General features: G+C 70.0%; 18 protein-coding genes. 10 read left to right on the top strand and 8 right to left on the bottom strand.

From position 1 onward, the window contains the following. Window positions 1-2: 2 nt before the first annotated feature. Window positions 3-977 carry a hypothetical protein gene (locus ACI2K4_RS04930; RefSeq protein WP_404509191.1) on the top strand — a complete coding sequence of 325 codons (975 nt, stop codon included), beginning with the start codon at window positions 3-5 and terminating at the stop codon, window positions 975-977. Between the two features lie 107 nt (window positions 978-1084). Further along, window positions 1085-1939 carry an alpha/beta fold hydrolase gene (locus tag ACI2K4_RS04925; protein WP_404508825.1) on the top strand — a complete coding sequence of 285 codons (855 nt, stop codon included), beginning with the start codon at window positions 1085-1087 and terminating at the stop codon, window positions 1937-1939. Window positions 1940-2051: 112 nt separating this feature from the next. On the opposite strand, the gene ACI2K4_RS04920 is transcribed toward ACI2K4_RS04925, so the two are convergent. Next, window positions 2052-3038, bottom strand: a complete 987-nt coding sequence (locus ACI2K4_RS04920; protein WP_404508823.1) for a LacI family DNA-binding transcriptional regulator — start codon at window positions 3036-3038, stop codon at window positions 2052-2054. A gap of 164 nt (window positions 3039-3202) precedes the next feature. Between ACI2K4_RS04920 and ACI2K4_RS04915 the strand changes: the two genes are divergently transcribed. Then, entirely contained in the window at window positions 3203-4441 is a 1239-nt protein-coding gene (locus tag ACI2K4_RS04915) for an MFS transporter (protein ID WP_404508822.1), read from the top strand. 111 nt (window positions 4442-4552) lie between these two features. On the opposite strand, the gene ACI2K4_RS04910 is transcribed toward ACI2K4_RS04915, so the two are convergent. Both ACI2K4_RS04910 and ACI2K4_RS04905 read right to left on the bottom strand, forming a co-directional pair. Next, entirely contained in the window at window positions 4553-5611 is a 1059-nt protein-coding gene (locus tag ACI2K4_RS04910; RefSeq protein WP_404508820.1) for a hypothetical protein, read from the bottom strand. A 260-nt stretch (window positions 5612-5871) separates the two neighbouring features. After that, window positions 5872-7392 (bottom strand): MFS transporter, encoded by a 1521-nt coding sequence (locus ACI2K4_RS04905; protein WP_404508819.1) that lies wholly within the window; start codon window positions 7390-7392, stop codon window positions 5872-5874. A gap of 124 nt (window positions 7393-7516) precedes the next feature. Between ACI2K4_RS04905 and ACI2K4_RS04900 the strand changes: the two genes are divergently transcribed. Together ACI2K4_RS04900 and ACI2K4_RS04895 are read left to right on the top strand one after the other, a co-directional pair. After that, the gene (locus ACI2K4_RS04900; protein ID WP_404508817.1) at window positions 7517-8179 is read left to right on the top strand and encodes a TetR/AcrR family transcriptional regulator; all 663 of its coding nucleotides are present in this window, start codon (window positions 7517-7519) and stop codon (window positions 8177-8179) included. Window positions 8180-8272: 93 nt separating this feature from the next. Then, window positions 8273-8566, top strand: a complete 294-nt coding sequence (locus ACI2K4_RS04895) for a hypothetical protein (protein ID WP_404508815.1) — start codon at window positions 8273-8275, stop codon at window positions 8564-8566. 92 nt (window positions 8567-8658) lie between these two features. Here ACI2K4_RS04895 and ACI2K4_RS04890 read toward each other — a convergent pair whose 3' ends face one another. Then, entirely contained in the window at window positions 8659-8748 is a 90-nt protein-coding gene (locus ACI2K4_RS04890; protein WP_404509190.1) for a LacI family DNA-binding transcriptional regulator, read from the bottom strand. Between the two features lie 219 nt (window positions 8749-8967). On the opposite strand from ACI2K4_RS04890, the gene ACI2K4_RS04885 reads away from it, so the two are divergent. The 3 genes from ACI2K4_RS04885 to ACI2K4_RS04875 all read left to right on the top strand — a co-directional run bounded on the left by ACI2K4_RS04885 (window position 8968) and on the right by ACI2K4_RS04875 (window position 12357). Then, a complete protein-coding gene (locus ACI2K4_RS04885; RefSeq protein ID WP_404508814.1) occupies window positions 8968-9525 on the top strand; it encodes a dihydrofolate reductase family protein in 558 nt (185 codons plus the stop codon). Window positions 9526-10070: 545 nt separating this feature from the next. Then, window positions 10071-11450, top strand: coding sequence for a rhodanese-like domain-containing protein (locus ACI2K4_RS04880; RefSeq protein WP_404508812.1), 1380 nt, complete (start codon window positions 10071-10073; stop codon window positions 11448-11450). A 67-nt stretch (window positions 11451-11517) separates the two neighbouring features. Next, the gene (locus ACI2K4_RS04875; RefSeq protein ID WP_404508811.1) at window positions 11518-12357 is read left to right on the top strand and encodes a sulfurtransferase; all 840 of its coding nucleotides are present in this window, start codon (window positions 11518-11520) and stop codon (window positions 12355-12357) included. Window positions 12358-12523: 166 nt separating this feature from the next. On the opposite strand, the gene ACI2K4_RS04870 is transcribed toward ACI2K4_RS04875, so the two are convergent. After that, the gene (locus ACI2K4_RS04870; RefSeq protein WP_404508809.1) at window positions 12524-13537 is read right to left on the bottom strand and encodes a hypothetical protein; all 1014 of its coding nucleotides are present in this window, start codon (window positions 13535-13537) and stop codon (window positions 12524-12526) included. 104 nt (window positions 13538-13641) lie between these two features. Here ACI2K4_RS04870 and ACI2K4_RS04865 point away from each other — a divergent pair, with 104 nt between their 5' ends. Together ACI2K4_RS04865 and ACI2K4_RS04860 are read left to right on the top strand one after the other, a co-directional pair. Further along, a complete protein-coding gene (locus ACI2K4_RS04865; protein ID WP_404508807.1) occupies window positions 13642-14445 on the top strand; it encodes a hemerythrin domain-containing protein in 804 nt (267 codons plus the stop codon). A gap of 75 nt (window positions 14446-14520) precedes the next feature. Then, a complete protein-coding gene (locus ACI2K4_RS04860; protein WP_404508806.1) occupies window positions 14521-15108 on the top strand; it encodes a TetR/AcrR family transcriptional regulator in 588 nt (195 codons plus the stop codon). A gap of 71 nt (window positions 15109-15179) precedes the next feature. Here the strand turns inward: ACI2K4_RS04860 and ACI2K4_RS04855 are convergent, their stop codons facing one another. The 3 genes from ACI2K4_RS04855 to ACI2K4_RS04845 all read right to left on the bottom strand — a co-directional run bounded on the left by ACI2K4_RS04855 (window position 15180) and on the right by ACI2K4_RS04845 (window position 17691). Next, window positions 15180-16256 carry an SDR family oxidoreductase gene (locus tag ACI2K4_RS04855; protein WP_404508804.1) on the bottom strand — a complete coding sequence of 359 codons (1077 nt, stop codon included), beginning with the start codon at window positions 16254-16256 and terminating at the stop codon, window positions 15180-15182. 62 nt (window positions 16257-16318) lie between these two features. Beyond that, window positions 16319-16852 carry a TetR/AcrR family transcriptional regulator gene (locus tag ACI2K4_RS04850; protein WP_404508802.1) on the bottom strand — a complete coding sequence of 178 codons (534 nt, stop codon included), beginning with the start codon at window positions 16850-16852 and terminating at the stop codon, window positions 16319-16321. Between the two features lie 242 nt (window positions 16853-17094). Next, the gene (locus ACI2K4_RS04845) at window positions 17095-17691 is read right to left on the bottom strand and encodes a TetR/AcrR family transcriptional regulator (protein ID WP_404508800.1); all 597 of its coding nucleotides are present in this window, start codon (window positions 17689-17691) and stop codon (window positions 17095-17097) included. Between the last annotated feature and the right edge of the window lie 152 nt (window positions 17692-17843).

The raw sequence follows: 17843 nt of genomic DNA, 5'->3' as shown, positions 1-17843 counted from the left end.
GGATGGTGATGACGCTCGCCGCCGTGGCGATCATCGTCGGCGGGGTGCTGTTCGTACCGGGCATCTCTACCAGGATGGGCACGAACGGCCCGGTAAGTGGGGCGAGGGTGAGCGGCGGCGGTGCCGCGACCAGCACGCCGCCGCCGCCCACGCCGCCCACGAGTCCGCCATCGCCAGCACCGTCGGCTTCGGCTTCGGCTTCGGCTTCGGTGACGACGATGACGTTGAGCGCGGGCAAGGTTGTTCTCAAGATCGATGGGTTCTTCTCCTGGGCGCTGCTCGACCGCAAGACCGGCAAGACCGCCGGCGCGAACCTGGCCGCGACCAGTTCGACCGAGTCGATGATCAAGATTTGGATCGTCGCCGACTACCTGCGCCGACTCGGCGACACGGAGCCTCCACCCGGCCGGCTGCAAGAAGCGAGCGCGGCGATCCGGGACAGCGACGACACCGCCGCGCAGTCGCTGTACGTCGCGGGCGGTGGCGTACAGGTGATCGATCGCCTCGTCCAGAGGTGCCGGCTGGGGCAGACCGAGGCGGTCGTCCCGGCCGGCGCGAAGACGGCCTGGTGGAGTTACACCCGGACGTCGGCGCGGGACGCGGTCAAAATGGGCGCGTGCGTCAGGGACGGCACCGCCGCCGGCCCGAAATGGACCCAGTGGGTCCTGGACCAGATGGCGCGGGTGCGGGGCACCACCGCAGCCCGGGACCAGCACCCGACCAGCGGCGGCGGACACTGGGGCATCATCGACGGGCTGCCGGCGGAGATGACCCGACGGGAGCGGATCGCCATCAAGAACGGCTGGACCCTGCGCCAGGACGACGGGCTCTGGCACGTCAACTGCCTCGCGATCGCCGACGACTGGGTCCTCGCGGTGCTGCTGCGCTATTCGAACAGCCTGAGCCTCGACTACGGTGCCGACGCCTGCGCCCGGGTCGCCGCGCAACTGGTCGTCAAACGTACCGACGCGCGCTGAGCACGACCGATGCCTCGTCCGCCATCCCGGGTACGTGTGTCGGTCACGCGGAAGACGCGCGGCGGGCGGCCGACCGGCGGCAGGGGCCGAGGGGTTATGGTCCGCCGATGGTGTCCGAACGGGATGTGCGACTGCGGGACGGTCGGCGGGTGCGGGTGTACGACACCGGCGTTCAGAACGCGGCCGAGGGACCGGCCGAGGGACCGACGGTGCTCTGGCACCACGGTTCACCGCAGACCGGTGCCCCGCTGGCGCCACTGCTGTCGGCCGCCGACCGCCGGGGTGTCCGCCTGGTCTCGTACGGTCGACCCAGCTACGGCGGGTCGACTCCGCACCCGGGCCGGGACGTCGCCTCGGCTGCCTCGGACGTGGCCCAGATCGTCGACGAGTTGGGTATCACCCGGTTCGCCGTGATGGGGGCGTCCGGTGGCGGACCGCACGCCCTGGCGTGCGCCGCGCTCCTAGCCGGACGGGTCACCGGCGTGGTCTGCCTGGCCGGGCTCGCACCGCTGACCGACTCGTTCGACTGGTATGCGGGCATGGTCTCCGCTGGCGGTCTCCGGGCGGCGGTCGCGGGCCGGAAGGAACGCGAGCGTTACGCGGCCACCGAGGTCTTCGACGTCAACAGCTTCACCAGCGCGGACTGGGCGGCGTTGGCGGGCACCTGGGCATCGCTCGGCGCGGACGCCGAGCGGGCCGGCGCGGCCGGTCCCGACGGCCTGATCGACGATGACGTGGCCTTCGTCGCCCCGTGGGGATTCGACGTCACCGGGATCGACGCGCCGGTGCTGTGCGTGCAGGGAGGTGCGGACCGGGTGGTGCCGCCGTCGCACGCCGACTGGTTGGTACGCAACTGTCCGTCGTCCGAACTCTGGCTGCGTCCGCGCGACGGGCACGTGTCGGTGCTCGACGCCAGCCCGGTGGCGATGGACTGGCTGCTGGCCCGCGACGAGCGGGCGTGACCGCGCGGGTCGGTGACCAGGTGGAGACCGTGACCGGGTGGTGACCGGGAGGGTCGGGAGGGTGACCGGGAGGGTCGGGAGGGTGACCGGGAGGGTCGGGAGGGTGACCGGGTCAGGTGCTCTGGCGGCGGACCAGGGTCGACGGGAAGACCACGGTGGGCGGGACCGACGCCTCGTTGAGCACGGCGGTGGCGGCGGCGTGGATGATCTGGTCGACCGGGTGGCTCGCCGTGGTCAGGGCGGGACTGCTCAGCGCGGCGAACGGTATGTCGTCGAACCCCGCGACGGCGATGTCGCCCGGCACCTGCCGGCCGTCCTCGCGCAGGGCGGCCAGGACACCGAGCGCGGTGGCGTCGTTGACCGCGTAGACGGCGTCCGTGTCCGGCCAGCGCCGCAGCAGCGCGTGGGTCGCCTGGTGCCCCCGCTCGGCGGAGAAGTCACCGGCGACGAGGCGGACCGGTAACCCGGCGGCGCGGGCCAGTCGGCGGTACGACTCGACGGAGCGCCAGGCGCAGGGCATCCACTGGGGGCCGGTGACCATGGCGATCCGGCGGCGTCCGGTCGCGTACAGGTGGTTCAGGATCGCGGTCGCGGCCCCGCCGTTGTCGACGTCGAACGAGGGAACGGTGCGGGACCCGATGCCGATGGAGACGACCCGACCGTGCAGCGCCGACGGCACCGCGGCCAGGGTGGCCTCGGTCGTGTTGAGCAGCACCACGCCACGGACACTGCGATCCTCGGCGAGTTCGTCCAGCCGGGGCGAGTCACGGGACAACCACTGCAGTGAGGCGCCGACCCCGTACGGTGCCCCGGCGGCCGCCGCCGCCGCGACCGCCCGGTGCATGTACGGGTCGTCGAGCACCCGGGGTGCGGTGCCGACCGCCGCGATCACCAGGCGGAAGCCGGACCGGTTGGCCAGTGCCCGAGCGACCTGGTTCGGTTGGTAGTCGAGTTGTCTGACCGCCGCGCGGACCCGGTCGCGGGTGACCGGGGAGGCCGGTCCGGTCCCGGTGATGACCCGCGACGCCGTCGCCCGGGAGACACCGGCGGCCTTCGCGACGTCCTCCAACGTCGTCTGTCGTTCCCCCCACGCCTTCATGTGCGTCAACCTCCGCTCGAAGCCCGTGCCGCAACGCGACGGCCGGTGCCGGGACGGGCCGGACGGCCCGGTGTGATCACCCTCCAGGCTACGCTTGTGGTGAGAGCGCTCTCAGGTGTGCGATTCTGATGCGTTGGCCGCCGCCGCGAAGGAGTCCGTGACCCGTGAGCCACACCGAGGCCCCACCCGCGACCAGCGCGCCGCCGCCGCGACAGGTCATCGCCGCCCGTACCGCCGTGGCGTTTGTCTTCGCGCTCAACGGCCTGGCCGTCGCGTCCTGGTTCGCCCGGGTGCCGGCGGCCCGGGAGGGACTCGGACTCAGCGCCGGACGGCTGGGACTCCTGCTGCTGGCCATGTCGTTCGGCGCCATCCTGGCGATGCTGACGGCCGGCGCGGTGGTGCACCGGGTCGGCTCCCCACGTACGGCGGGGGCCTCCACCATGCTCATCACCGCCGGGCTGGTCGTGGTCGGCCTCGGGATCGGCGCCTGGTCCTCGGTCCCGGTGGTGGCCGTCGGCCTGGCCGCGATCGGCTACGGCTCCGGGCTCACCGACGTCGCCATGAACGTGGAGGCGGCGCTCGTCGAGCGGCGGCTGCGACGCACGATCATGCCGCGCTTCCACGCGGCCTGGAGCCTGGGTACGGTCTCCGGTGCCGGCCTCGGCGCGGGCAGCGCGCAGGTCGGCGTACCCGTGTTCGCCCATCTGACGGTCGTCGGCGCGGTCGTGCTCGCCGGCACGCTGCTCGCGGTCCGTTCCTTCCTCAGCGCCCGCCCGGGCGGGGCGACCGACGACCTGTCGGCGGACGGCGGGACGGCTCACGGCAACGGGGTGCTGCGGGCCTGGCGTGAACCGCGCACCCTGCTCGTCGGCCTGTTGGTGCTGATCATGGCGTTCACCGAGGGGACCGCCAACGACTGGGTCGCGGTGGCCTTTGTCGACGGCCACGGCATCGGCGAGGCGGCCGGCGCCGCCGTCTTCGGGATCTTCGTCGCGGCCATGACGGTGGGCCGGACCGTCGGCACCGTGGCACTGGACCGGTGGGGCCGGATCCCGGTGCTGTTCGGCACGATCGGGCTGGCGGTCGCGGGCGTGGCGGTCGCCGTGCTCGCGCCCTCGGCGCCGGTCGCGATCGCCGGTGTGGCGCTCTGGGGACTCGGCGCCTCCCTCGGCTTCCCGGTCGGGATGAGCGCGGCGGCCGACGACCCGGACCGCGCACCGGCCCGGGTGAGCGTGGTCGCCACGATCGGCTACACCGCGTTCCTGGCCGGGCCGCCGGTGGTCGGGCTGCTCGGCGACCAGGTGGGCACCCTGCGGGCCCTGCTGATCGTGCCGATCCTGCTGGCGCCGGCCCTGGCCCTGGTGCCGGCGGCCCGCCCACCGGCCGGTCACGAGGCCCGCTGATCCGGCGCCGCGCTCCGCTTCGCTCCCAGACGCACCGGCGCGGACGGCGCGCACCCTTCGGGAAGGACACGCGCCGTCCGCCGGGTGGTTCCGCTGTCGGTACGACGAGGGTCAGTCGATCACCGGCGGCGCCACCTTGGCCGCAGCCTTCAGCGCAGCCGCCTCGGCCGCGTACGGGTTGTAGGTGTAGGTGCGCGACGCGGTGCCGGGGACGGTGAAGTACTCGACGGAGAGCTTCGCCGGGTCGGTGGCGAGTTCACCCCGGGCGGGCAGGTCGTTGCCGTCGTCCCAGCCCCAGGGCGCGTTCGCCGAGTTGGTCGAGCAGTCCCAGGTTCCGGTGCCGCAGTCACCGGAGTCGTCACCGGCGAACGTGCCGAGGTTGGCGAAGAGGCTGCTGTTTGCCCGCTGGGCCCAGAGGCCACCGGCGGTGAAGATGTCGACGAGCTGGTAGCGCACGTCGCGGTCGTCGCCGTTGCTCGGCGTCTCCGCCACCGTCGACGGGTAGTACACGATGCCGTCGCCGTTGATGTTGTACTGCGGGTACGCCTTCAGCCCGTGTCCCTGTGCCTCCTGCGCGGTGACCGGGTGCAGGAACGAGTCGTGCGGCGAGGACTGGAGTTGCAGCGTGCCGTCGACGCTCTCCCGGCCGCCGGACCAGGTGCTGCCGGCCGGGGTGTACGAGTAGAAGTCGCTGTGCGCCACGGTCACCGCCGACCGCAGCACCCCGTACGTGGAACCGTCGCGCTCGATCGCGAACAGCACACCCTCGCCGTCGTTCTCGTGCTCGGTCTCGAAGAACGGGTGGTCCGTCCAGTCACGCGGGTGGAAGAACAGGTACGTGATGTACCAGTGCGAGCTGGTCTCCAGCACCGAGTAGTAGGCGTGCGCGGCGAGCGAGGCGCCGGCCTGGCCGGTGCGCTCCCAGTTGTTGCGGCCGTTGAGGTCGCCGTCGAAGTCGACCTTGGTGATGTAGTCGGACCGACCCCCGAGGGCGTGGCTTCCGGTGGCGTCGACGTCCTGGTAGTGGATCGGCGCCCAGCGCAGGGCAAGTTCCGCGCGGGTCGGCGCCGCGCTCGCCGGTGTCGGCACCGTCAGCCCCAGGGTCACGAGCGCCGCCGTCAGGGTGGCCGCCGCCAGGGATCGCCCGGCGATCCTGCTTCTGTCGAACATGTCTGCTCCCACATCCGGTTTGGATGAACCGCAGGGAATCCTGGTGTTTCGCGGCACCCGGTACGTGTCCGGCGGGCGAAGAGAGAATAGATGACTGTCGACAGATTGTGGGGGCCGGGCCCCGGCAGGTCGGGTCCGCCGATCCCCGTCACGACGGGATCGGGCGGGCGGGCCAGCGTGTTGCCGGCCCGCCCGCCCACGTTCCCGTGGCAGTATCGCGCTCCGGGCCGGTCGGTTCGCCGTAACCCGCAGCCCCGGCGTCAGGCGCTTCGCGGCCCGGTGACCGGGGCGTTGGGACGCAACTCCCCCGGGATGTCGAGTCCCGCCGCGCCGAGCACCTCGTCGGCCTCGACCTGGGCCACCGTGAGGGTCCCGCGTTGGCCGCCGGGCAGCCCGAAGGCGACCAGTGCGGCACCGACGAACGCCCCGACCGTCGCGATCCCGAGGATGATCACGTACTGGGATTCGTGCGGCAGCGGCACCGGGGAACCCGCGATGAGGTTGCGGGTCAGGATCGTGCCGACCAGGGCGCTGGCGATCGACCCACCGATCGAGCGGGCGATCGAGTTGACGCTGTTGGCGATGCCGGTCTCGGCGGGGCCGACGTGCTCGACCAGCAGGGCCGGCAGGGCGGCGTAGCCGAAGGTGACGGCGGTGTTGACGGCGAAGGAGCCGGTGATCACCTGCCAGGTCGCGTCGTGCAGGACGGTGAGGACGAGGAATCCGAACGCCGCCAGCAGCAGCGCGATGACCAGGGTGGTCCGCGCCCCGTACCGGGCGACGAGCCGGCCGCCGAGCGGCGCGGTGACAACACCGGCGGCGGCACCGGGCAGCAGGTAGACGACGCTCGCGGCGAGCACGGTCGAGCCGAACCCGTACCCGGCCAGGGCCGGTGGCGCCTGGACGAACGAGGCGACGGTGAGGAAGACGACAAACAGGGAGATGCCAAGGAACAGCCCGGCGACGTTCGCGACGAGCAACGGCCGGTGGGTGAGCATCCGGATGCTGACCAGCGGGTGGGTCAGACGGCGCTCGACGAGCACGAAGACAACGAAGGTGACGACCGCGCCGGCGAACGAGCCGATGACGCGGGCCGAGCCCCACCCCCAGTTGTTGCCCTGGGCCAGGGGCATGAGCAGCAGGATCAGTGCGAGGCCGAGGATGGCCGCGCCGAGCCAGTCGGTACGGCCCACGGCCGAGGGCTTGCGCCGGGGTACGACGTACCAGGCGGCGACGAGACCGATCACGCTCATCACGGTGGCCAGCCAGAAGACCCGGTGGTAGTCGGCACCTCCCTGGGTGAGCAGTCCGGTGGCGACGAGTCCGACCCCGGCGCCGATGGCGAGCGTGCCGCTGACGATGGCCATCGCGCCGGTGAGCCGCCGTGGCGGAAGTTCGTCGCGGAGCACGCCGATGCCGAGCGGGAAGAGGGCGAAGGACGACCCCTGCGCGACCCGGGCGAGCAGGAGCAGCGGCAGGTTGTCGGTGGTGGCGGCGAGCACCGAGCCGAGCAGCACCACCACCAGTACGGCGAGCAGCACCGGGCGGCGACCGCGCAGGTCGCCCAGGCGGCCCAGGATCGGGGTGAGTACGGCGGCGGCGAGCAGGTTCGCGGTCACCACCCAGCTCGTGGTGCTGGCGGTCGAGTGCAGCGCCCCGGCGATGTTGGCGAGCACCGGCACGACGAGCGACTGCAGGGCGGCGACCAGCAGCACGCCGTACGCGACGACGGGCAGTACGAGCCGGGGGGTGCGTGCCCCTTCGGAAGGGGTGGTCATCATGTGGAGCCTCTTTTTCACCTGGTGGAGGCACCGACGGTAGAACCCCCGGCCCCCGATTTTCAACACCGTGTCGATTATCGTCGGCGTGACGTCGACCACTACTGACGGAGGGTATAGTGGCCGCATGCCAGCTTCCGGAAGCCGTCGCGGACCGACCAAGGGCGACCAGCGCGAGCGGGCGCTGATCGAAGCCGCCCGGGTCGTGCTGCGCCAGAAGCCGCTCGCCCAGGTGACGATCGACGAACTCGCCGCCGCCGCCGGCATCGCCCGCTCCGGCTTCTACTTCTACTTCGAGTCGAAGCAGGCCCTGCTGGCCGCACTCTGCGAGACGGTGCTCGACCAGAGCGCGCAGGAGCTGGCCGAGTGGGTGGAGTCGGACGGCCTCAACCGGGACGCGCTGCGTCGTGGGCTCGCCCTCGCCCTGGACCGGTGGCGGGTCGACGGCCGCTGGTTGTGCGAGGCGTTTGTCAACCCGTTCCCCGGGCCGGAGATCTTCGAGGTGCGGGAGCGGATCACCGCCCACGGCTGCACGGCGGTGACCCGCCGCCTCGAACGGGACCTACGGGCCGGGATCCCGGTTCCGGGCGACCCGACCCTGGTCGGCAAGATGGTGGTGAACCTGAGGCTGACGATGTTCGCCCACGCCTTCACCCACCCGGACGAGCAGACCGACGACGACCTGTTGGACACGCTCACCGAAACGAGCCTGCGGATGCTCTACGGCACCCTGTCCGAGGAGCCGGGGGGCGACAGCCGGCCGGCGACCCGGGCGACGGCGAGCGTCTGACCGGCCGGCTCGGCCGGAACGGGCAGGCGCCCTCCCCCGCCGCCGGAATAGGCGGTGGCGGAGCGAGGCCACGCCACCGCAGAATGTAGAACTGTGACGAGCGAGCGGACCGAGACCGAACCGGCGGCCACCCTGGCCATCACGACCCCACCGAGCGCCACAAAGGTACGGATCGACACGCCCGGCGCCACCGTCGAGATCGAGGCGAACGAGCCGCTCGACAGCGTCGTACGGACCGCGCTGCGCCTGTTCCACGAGGCCGGGGGCTGGCCACAGCAGAGCAACCGGGGCACCGGCTTCGCCCAGCTCGAGCGCCGGGACACCCCGACGACCCAGGCGAGCGCCATGCCGTACGCGCCCGGCGCCTACCCGGTGCAACTGCCCTGACCTCAAATTCCTGACCAACCGGGCCGCCGACAACGTAGGTGGCCTGTCTTCTGCTGGAACCGCTTCCGCCCTTACCGTCTCGGTCGGCTCGCTTACGGTTCCCGCACGGACGGCGCGGCGCCCGGCTCGTTGTTCATGACCCGAGACACCGTCGTACGCGAGACGCCCGCCCGGTCCGCCACATCCGTGATCGTCGGCCTCGGCCTGCCCAACGCTGTCTCCTCCCACGCCCGAACCTACACGGAGGCTGGTCGCCGGCACGCGATGCGGCACAGACGCGACCGCGAGCCAGCACCTGAGACCCCGGTGTCGCGACCGCCACGCTCGACGCTACTTGGCCTTCACCAAGGCGGTGTGGCGAGCGACGGACGCGCCACCGTAGTCGCCTAGACTCGCCGACCATGGGACTGCTCACCTTCAGCCTCAACCTCACCCTGGACGGTTGCGTCGACCATGAGGAGGGGATCGCCGACGACGAGACGCACGCCTTCTTCACCCGTCTCCTGGACGAGGGCGGAGCGATGCTGTGGGGTCGCGTCACCTACGAGATGATGGAGGGCCACTGGCCAGCCGTCGCCCGCGGCGACGAGGAGGCGCCGCCGGCCATACGCGAGTGGGCGGTCAAGCTGGAGGCCAAACCCAAGTACGTGGTGTCGTCGACGCGCAAGGACTTCCGGTGGGCCAACAGCCACCACATCGCCGGCGATCTGCGCGAGGAAGTGCAGCGGCTCAAGGACGCGACCCCGGCCGGTGTCCTCCTCGGAAGCGGCAAGCTCGCGACCGAGCTCGACCGGCTGGACCTGATCGACGAGTACAAGCTGCTCATCCATCCCAGGATCGCCGGCCACGGCCCGACGCTGTACCAGGGCGGGCTGCCCGGCACGCGCCGGCTCGAGCTGCTCTCGGCGGAGCCGCTCCGCAACGGCGCGCTCGCCGTGCACTACCGCCGCGCGCGCTGAATCAGCGGAGTCCATCGCCGCCAGCTCACCGGCAGCGCGGCGTCCTCCTCGCGCTCGCCGCGCAGCGCCGACGCAGAGGATCACGGCCCGTCCACGCCGAAGGCTGTTGCGACCCCCTGGCCAGTTTCGCGCTAGCACCTCGTGATCGCGTGCATCGATGTGCCGCCAGTCGGCGTCTTGGCTGGACCGGCCGGTCCTGCCGGCGCCCGTACGTCAACTCAGGGCCTTCTTGACGGCGAGGAGGCGAGACGCGTGTGAGGTGGGGCACGTACGAGATGTTCAGCCCCGGGTTACGCCCGTGGTGTGACGCCTTCGGACGGGATTACCCATGCACGAGACACACCACATCATTGCGGCCAGCCTCTTGATCGATAGCCACACCAAACCTGACAACCAACCCCCCATGGTCCTGCCGCACAATCTCTCATCTCACCGGCTGCGGTGTGACCCGCGTCCGGACGAGTCCGAGACCATGGACGGCGGTCGCCTCGACCTGCCGACACACGGCAGCTTCGCCCGCCGTCACCTGTCTCAGGAGAGCGGCCGTGTACTTCATTGACACCATTGAGACCCAGAGCCTGGGCAACCACAGTTACCTGGCCGGCGGGCCTTCTGCCGCTGTCGTGATCGATCCACCGCGAGACGTCGACCGGATCATCGCGGCCGCGACCCGGCGCGGCGTGCGGATCGCCTACGTGGTGGAGACCCACGTCCACAACGACTACATCAGCGGCGGGCTGGAACTGGCCCGCTCGACGGGTGCTCGCTATCTGGTACCGGTCATGGCCTCGGTTGCCTTCGACCACACGCCCATCGCGGACGGCGGTTGCGTCACCGTGGACGACGGGCTCACGCTGCGGGCCCTGGCCACCCCGGGGCACACTCCGCACCACATGGCCTACGTCCTCGGCGAGGGCTCCCGGGAGATCGCGGTGTTCACCGGGGGCTCGCTGCTACACGAAACGGTCGGCCGACCGGACCTCATCTCGCCCTGGATGACCGGGCGGCTGGCACGGGCCCAGTATGCCTCCGCACACCGTCTGGCTGATGAACTGGACGACGAGGTGTCGGTCCTGCCCACCCACGGATTCGGCAGTTTTTGTTCCTCTACGCAGTCTGCGGTCGGCACCACCACGATCGGTGCGGAACGGCAGCGCAACCCCGCGCTGATCAAGGGCGTGGATGTCTTCGTCGCGGAGTTGCTCGGAGGGTTAGACGACATACCGGCGTACTATCCCCATATCGGTCCCGTCAACGCGGCGGGGCCGCCTCCGGTGGACCTCACTCCGCCCCGGCCGGCTGATCCCGAGCAGATCGCGGTTCGCCTGGCAGCCGGAGAGTGGGTGGTGGATCTACGCAACCGCGTCGACTTCGCCGACGAGCACGTGGCGGGGTCGTTGAACTTCGAGGGTACGGGGAAGCTGGCCACCTATCTGGCCTGGCTGCTCCCCTGGGGCAGGCCGCTTACCCTTCTGGCGGACGATTCGCAGCAGATCGCCGATGCTCAGCGCGAGCTGACCCGGGTGGGGATCGATCGGCCGGTCGCCGCCGCCACCGGCCGGCCGACTCAGTGGGTCCGAGGAAAGAACGACCTCACGTCCTTCCCGCGCGCGGACTTCACCGCGCTTGCGGCCGCGCAGTCGCTCGGGAAGGCCGCCGTGGTGCTGGACGTACGCCGTGACTCCGAGCGTTCCTCCGGATATCTGGACGGCTCCGTGCACATCCCCATCCATCAGCTACCCGACCGGATCGATGACCTGCCAGCCGGCGAGGTGTGGGTGCACTGCGTGAGCGGCTTGCGCGCGACGATCGCCGCGTCCCTGCTGGACGCGGCCGGCCGCGACGTCGTGGCCATCGACGACACCTTCGAGGACCTCCCGTCGAACCTCCTGAAAATCATCCATCCCGCACCCGCCGACACCTGAACCGGACGTCACGTCCATCGGGCGCCACCGGCACGCCTTCTCGAACCCTTACCGAAGGAGAACCAGCATGAGCCGCAGCAAGGTCCTGGTCGATGCCGACTGGGTCGAGGCCCATCTCGACGACCCCAAGGTTGTCCTCGTCGAGGTCGACGAGGACACCTCGGCCTACGACAAGAACCACATCAAGAACGCGGTGAAAATCGACTGGAAGACGGACCTGCAGGATCCGGTCCGTCGTGACTTCGTCGACCAGGAAGGCTTCGAGAAGCTCCTGTCGGCGAAGGGTATCGCCAACGGCGACACCGTCATCCTCTACGGTGGCAACAACAACTGGTTCGCGTCGTACGCGTACTGGTATTTCAAGCTCTACGGTCACGACTCGGTCAAGCTGCTCGACGGCGGCCGGAAGAAGTGGGAGCTCGACGGCCGCGAACTGGTCGAGGGCGTGCCGCACCGCGCAACCACCGACTACCAGGCCACGGCGCAGGACATCTCGATCCGCGCCTTCCGCGACGACGTGGTCGCCGCGATCGGCGCGCAGAACCTCGTTGACGTACGCTCGCCCGACGAGTTCTCCGGCAAGCTGCTCGCCCCCGCGCACCTGCCGCAGGAGCAGTCACAACGCCCGGGCCACGTGCCGTCCGCACGCAACATCCCGTGGTCGAGGAATGCCAACGACGACGGCACGTTCAAGTCGGACGACGAGCTCAGGGAGCTGTACGCCGAGGAGCCGATCGACCTGTCCAGGGACACCATCAGCTACTGCCGTATCGGCGAGCGCTCGGCACTGACCTGGTTCGTGCTGCACGAGTTGCTCGGGGTGGAGAACGTCAAGAACTACGACGGCTCGTGGACCGAGTACGGGTCGCTCGTCGGCGTCCCGATCGAGCTCGGCGCCGCCGACTGAACGCAAGGGCACATGCGGAGCGGCTCGTTACCGGGTTTCCGGTAACGAGCCGCTGACCCGCTGACCCAGGCTGGTGGCCAGTACTGGGAACGCTTCGGCTCCGTTGGGTACGGACCGCCGCTCCTGAGCCGCTCCCATCGTGTTCGCGGATCCGACGCCGGGAGCGTCAACTGCGGAATCGGTGTTCGAGGCACAGGACGAGCGGTTCAAGCCACGCTCGGGCGTCGTCCGATACCGCGGGATCGGCAAGCGCCTCCTGGGCCAGCACCAGGTGGGCCGGCTCGGCGTCGTCGAGCGGCCGACCGGCCGTTGACGTCCAATCCGGATAGTGGTCGAGATCGGCCCGGATGAAGTTGAGCGCGATCATCGTCCGGTCAGGCGGGAGTGCCCGTAGGCGGGCGAAGAGGTCGCGGTCGGCCGGCTCGGTGGGATGCCAGTCCGGCGGGAATGCCGGCAGGTGGGTCATCATCTCGTCGACCCGGCGGCTCAGCAGCAGATTCCACAGTTGGGCCCAGGCGGCCCGGGTGACCAAACCGGCGGCGAACTCGGCCGTCTCCTCGTCCCACAGCAGGGAGACGGGCTGCCGCGAGGCGATGAGACGCGCGGTGCGGTCGAGATCACCCAGCTCGACCAGGCACTGCCGGACCCGCTCGGCGATGGGGTGCGACTCCGGTGGGTAGTACGCGACGACGAGACGTCCGTCCGGGTCGTGTGCCTGGTAACGGTCGAACTGGCGGGTCAACAGCAGGAAACCCGCCCGCTGCACCGGATCGACCGGGGTGACGTCGTGTTCCACGCAGTACGCGACCAGCCGCCGGTCGATCTCCGGCTCCGCCCCCACGACCTCCCGGCAGAAGGACTGCACCACGGCGTCCGACGCCTCTGTGGCAAGGTACCGCCGGGCCATGTCGTTGATGGGATGGTCGAATCGCTTGGCCTCCCACACGACAAAATCGTCGTTGGGGCTGTCACCGAGCGCCAGCCGGCTGAAGTTGACGGGATCGTACGTCGAATCCGGTCGCCGCCAGCGGGTCAGGGTGTCCCACACGACGGTGTCGGCGGGCCGGAAGTACCAGAGCATCCAGAGCGCGTCGACCGCCACCTGGTCGCCCCGCTCGCCGTGTGCGATCAGGGACCGCGTCGCGCCGGACCAACCATGTGCCGCGAGCCAGGTCAACACGTCTGCGCGCCACCGCCACACCGCACGCCCTCCGTCAGCCGAACCGGACAACAGCAATGCGACCACACGCGGCATCGCTGAGCGAACGCTGATGGTAGCCCGAGGTGTCGGCGATCACCCTCGGCGCGGAGCAAGGTCAGGTGCACGCCCCGAGCGCTGTCTGGTCGGTCACGTTGTCAATCAAGTGCTTGATGGGTACGCTGGATCGCATGTCAGCTATGCCCCTTCCGCCTACCGGCGAGCCGCCCGTAAAGGGTCCGAAGACCTGCGACGCGAGCGGGATGTTCGACATCCACCGCATGCTGCGGAAGTCCTTTGACGAGGCCATCCAGCTCGTCGATGGGGTCTCCGCGGGTGACGTCGGCCATGCGAAGGTCGTCGCCACGCAGTTGAACCTGATCTCGAACGCGCTGCATGCGCACCATGAGGGCGAGGACGCGCGGCTCTGGGACACGATCGATCAGCGTGCGCCAGCCTGCTTCCTCCACGTGGAGCGGATGAAGGTCCAGCATGCCGCGATGCTCGTGCACCTCCTTGCGCTCGATGAGGCGGTGCCCACGTGGCGTGCCAGTGCCGCGACCGCCGATGCCGAACCGGTCCGGGTCGCCCTCGCCGGGGTCGCCGCCGCCCTCGCCGCGCACTTCCCTGACGAGGAAGCCAACATCGTGCCCGTCATCGAACACGTCGTCACCCAGTCCGAGATCGACTGGTACGGCAAGCACGGCCGTAAGGCCACCCCCAAGGGACAGGGATGGAACATGCTGGGCGCCATCCTCGCCGGTCAACCCGACGGCGGTGCCGCGTGGCTCAAGAAGCACCTGCCCGGACCGGCCGGGTTGATCTGGCGATTCATCGGCGCGCCCCGGTACGCGCGCTTCCGCGCCGCCCTCGAGGGACGTCGACGCTGACCGCACAACACATCCGGCCAGCGGCCACTACGCTGACCGCCGAGCATCTGACCAGCACACGACGGGAGGTGGCGCTTGCCGGGCAGCAGGCGTACGGCTGTCGAGGGCGAGCAGCGCCGTGCGCAGATCGTCGACGCCGCCCAGCATGCGATCGCGACGGCGGGCTTCGAGGGCCTGCGCGTCCGCGACGTCGCCGCTCAGGTGGGCATCAACATCGCCACCCTGCACTACTACTTCCCCACGAAGGAGGCGCTGGTCGCGGCAGTAGTCCAGCGGATCGTCCGCACCCTCGACCGGGTCCCGCTGAACGACCCGGTGCACGACCCACGGCGGATGCTGATCGAGCACATCCAGCACATCCTCGGTCGCTTCGCCGCTGACCGGAACCTGTTCGTCGTCCTCAACGAGATCTACGCCCGGGCAGACCGGGACGCGGAACTCCACGCGGTACTGCTGTCCAACGATCACGCCTGGGCCGACTATCTGCGGACCATCTTCGCCGCTGGCCGCGACGCGGGGCAGTTCCGGGCGGATCTCGATCCGGACGGCGCCACCGTGCTCGTCATCGGCTTCCTCAAGAGCCTGCTCGCCCAGTTGGATCTCACCGTGGAGCGCGGTCGCCTGGCCGCCGACGAGATCGTCCGCGCCGTGACCGCCCCATAGCCATGGATGACCAACGTGTGCTGGTCATCCATGCGCACTCGCTGCCATGGCCACAACCCCCTTCGACGGGGTCAGCGTGTGAGGGCGAGCAGACTCTCGGCAGTCTCGGCGATGGTGTCCGCGATCGGACGGGTCTTCCAGCCGAGCAGGCGCTCGGCCTTGGCCGAGGTGGCGTCGAGGTTGCGGCCGAGAAGCATGCGCAGGTTGCGCATGTCCGGGTTGACCTTCGCCAGCCCGCGCGCGACCCACACCGGCATCTCCTTGGTCGGCACCTTGGCCGCTCGCTCGCCGAGCCGCTCGTGCAGGATCGCGGCGACATCGCGCGTCCACAGGCTGTGGCCGGCGGTGGCAATGAACCGCTCGCCCGCGGCGGCGTCCTCGGTCAGTGCGAGCAGTTGCAGGGACGCCACGTCCCGGACGTCCACGTAACCGGTGGCGAAGGGCAGCAGGGTCGGCATCGAACCGTCGAGCATGCGGGCGATCGCGATCAGCGACGGCGAGTAGTCCGAACTGAGGACCGGACCGAGTACGCCGGTCGGGTTGACCACGGCCAGTTCGAGGCCGCCGCCCTCTTCGTTCACGAAATCCCAGGCCGCGCGCTCAGCTAGGGTCTTGGATTTCTGGTACGGCTGGATACCGTCCGCGTCGATGTTCGTCCAGTCCTGCTCGGTGAACGGGGTGTCGCGCTGCTCGTGGCCGTAGGCGATCGCGCCGATCGCGGAGGTCAGGACCACACGCCGGACGCCGCCATCTCGGGCCGCACGCAGCACCCGCAGCGTGCCGTCGACCGCCGGGCGGACCATTTCGTCGTCGTTCTTCGGCGCCTGGGTCAGCGTGGGCGACGCGACGTGCAGAATTCCGTCGCAACCGGCCACCGCCTCCGCCCAGCCCTCGTCGTTCCGCAGGTCGGCGCGTACGACGCGCAGGTTGTCGCCGGGGTCAGTGCCGCCACGCCGCAGCATCTCGCGCACCTGCGGCTCGCGGCTCAGATTGCGGACCGTGGTGCACACCGGGTAACCGGCGTTGAGCAGCGCAAGGGTGCACCAGCTACCAATGTAGCCCGAACCACCAGTAACCAAAATTTCCGACATTCCGCCCCCTAGGGTGTCCGGCTCACGTAGACGAAACTGTACCGGAGACGTCTCCACATCGTCAATTACAACTGGAGATGTCTCCAGTTAGCCCCTCTTCCCGGTCGGAGCCTGACGTGTCAGCGGTGGCGGCTGGCGCCGAGGCCGTCGAGGATCAGTCCGAGCATTGGCTGTGTGCGGTCCTCGGCGGCCCTCCACAGGGCGCCGGTAAGTTGCAGAAAGTCACCGGGCTCGGCGTCGGCGCGGATGCTGCCGTCCGCCTTACCGGCATCGAACAGCAGGGTGATCGCGGCGATCACCGGGCCGTAGGTCTGCTCGGTGACCGCCTTCTGGATGCCCGGGGTGAGGGCGGAGCCCAGGGCATGCTTCTTACGCATCGCGTCGACCAGTACGGTCGTCCAGCTCCGCAACGCCTCCAGCGGCGTCTGCGTGGTCAGCGCCTCGGACACCGAACCGACGAGCTGCTCGACCTCCTCCTGATAGATGTCCAGGATGAGCGCCTCGCGCGACGGATAGTTGCGATAGAGCGTGCCCGGGCCGACGCCGGCCCGTTGCGCGATCTGATTCATCGAGGTGTCGCCGTCCTCGGCGAACGCCTCGCGAGCGGCGGCCAGGATGCGGTTGCGGTTCCTGCGTGCGTCCGACCGAACCATGCCTCTCCCCGCAACGTTAGTGGAGACCTCTCCACAACAATAGAGGGGCGGTGATCCGCACATCAACCACCGGCCTCGCCACAGCTTTCCGAACGTGGTCCAGCCGAGCACCTCCCCCGCCGCCCACACCGGCCCCCACGGTCGTCGTCAGATCAGGCATGAGTGACTCGCGGCACCCGGGGAGATTCGTTAACGCGGTCATCGCCAGGGACATCCTTGCCAGATCCGGCGAAGTCGGCTTCTCAGGCTGGCTGCCGTGCAGCGTGGGTCTGGATCAGTCCCTCGACGCCGCGCAGGAAGGTTTCGCAGATCAGGACCGGGTCGAAGAGGCAGCCGGCCGCCATGGCGCCGTCGCGGAGCATGACGAAGTGCTGCGCGGCGGGCTCGGCCTCCGTTTCCTGGATGCTCGCCATCAGGGTGCTGACGGTGTCGAGGAACCACTGCCGGTGCCCGAGGACGGCTTGATGCACCGGGTGGTCGGGATCGGAATACTCGGCTACGGCGTTCAGGAAGGCGCAGCCGCGGAAGCCGGCGGACCGGATGCCCTGCGCGATCGAATCCGCGATGGCCCGCAGGGCGTCCGGCGCCGGTAGCCCAGCCCCGAGGGCCATGTCCACCTGGCTGCGGATGGCCTGATCGGCGGCCCGCAGGTAGGCAAGGACGAGATCTTCCTTGCCGGGGAAGTGCCGGTAGAAGGTGGCCCGGGTCACCTTTGCCTCGATGGTGATCCGGTCGACGCCGACCGAATGGATCCCCTCCCCGTAGAAAATCCTGCTCGCCGTGTCGAGGAGTCGCTGTCGCGCCTCGGACGGCCGGGTGTCGGTCTCGCTGGATGCCATGCGCCCATTCTAGTGACAGAACGTTCGGTCTTGCCACGTCGACACAAACTCGCTATCGTCTGGCGTGACAGAACGTTCGTTCTCGTGGGTGGTGTCCCCCATCGCGACGCGCGCTCGGCCGCAGTTCCCCTCAGTGCCCACCGAAAGGATCC

Origin of the sequence: Micromonospora sp. NPDC050397 (assembly GCF_044901685.1) — a bacterium.
Classification (GTDB): Bacteria; Actinomycetota; Actinomycetes; order Mycobacteriales; family Micromonosporaceae; genus Micromonospora_G.
Note: the sequence above shows the minus strand (reverse complement) of the source record. Positions and strands in the feature narration are given on the sequence as shown.

Coding starts and splice junctions, on each gene's coding strand:
- ACI2K4_RS04930 (WP_404509191.1), top strand. CDS start 3: ATGGTGATGACGCTCGCCGCCGTGGCGATCATCGTCGGCGGGGTGCTG.
- ACI2K4_RS04925 (WP_404508825.1), top strand. CDS start 1,085: ATGGTGTCCGAACGGGATGTGCGACTGCGGGACGGTCGGCGGGTGCGG.
- ACI2K4_RS04920 (WP_404508823.1), bottom strand. CDS start 3,038: ATGAAGGCGTGGGGGGAACGACAGACGACGTTGGAGGACGTCGCGAAG.
- ACI2K4_RS04910 (WP_404508820.1), bottom strand. CDS start 5,611: ATGTTCGACAGAAGCAGGATCGCCGGGCGATCCCTGGCGGCGGCCACC.
- ACI2K4_RS04905 (WP_404508819.1), bottom strand. CDS start 7,392: ATGATGACCACCCCTTCCGAAGGGGCACGCACCCCCCGGCTCGTACTG.
- ACI2K4_RS04900 (WP_404508817.1), top strand. CDS start 7,517: ATGCCAGCTTCCGGAAGCCGTCGCGGACCGACCAAGGGCGACCAGCGC.
- ACI2K4_RS04885 (WP_404508814.1), top strand. CDS start 8,968: ATGGGACTGCTCACCTTCAGCCTCAACCTCACCCTGGACGGTTGCGTC.
- ACI2K4_RS04875 (WP_404508811.1), top strand. CDS start 11,518: ATGAGCCGCAGCAAGGTCCTGGTCGATGCCGACTGGGTCGAGGCCCAT.
- ACI2K4_RS04850 (WP_404508802.1), bottom strand. CDS start 16,852: ATGGTTCGGTCGGACGCACGCAGGAACCGCAACCGCATCCTGGCCGCC.
- ACI2K4_RS04845 (WP_404508800.1), bottom strand. CDS start 17,691: ATGGCATCCAGCGAGACCGACACCCGGCCGTCCGAGGCGCGACAGCGA.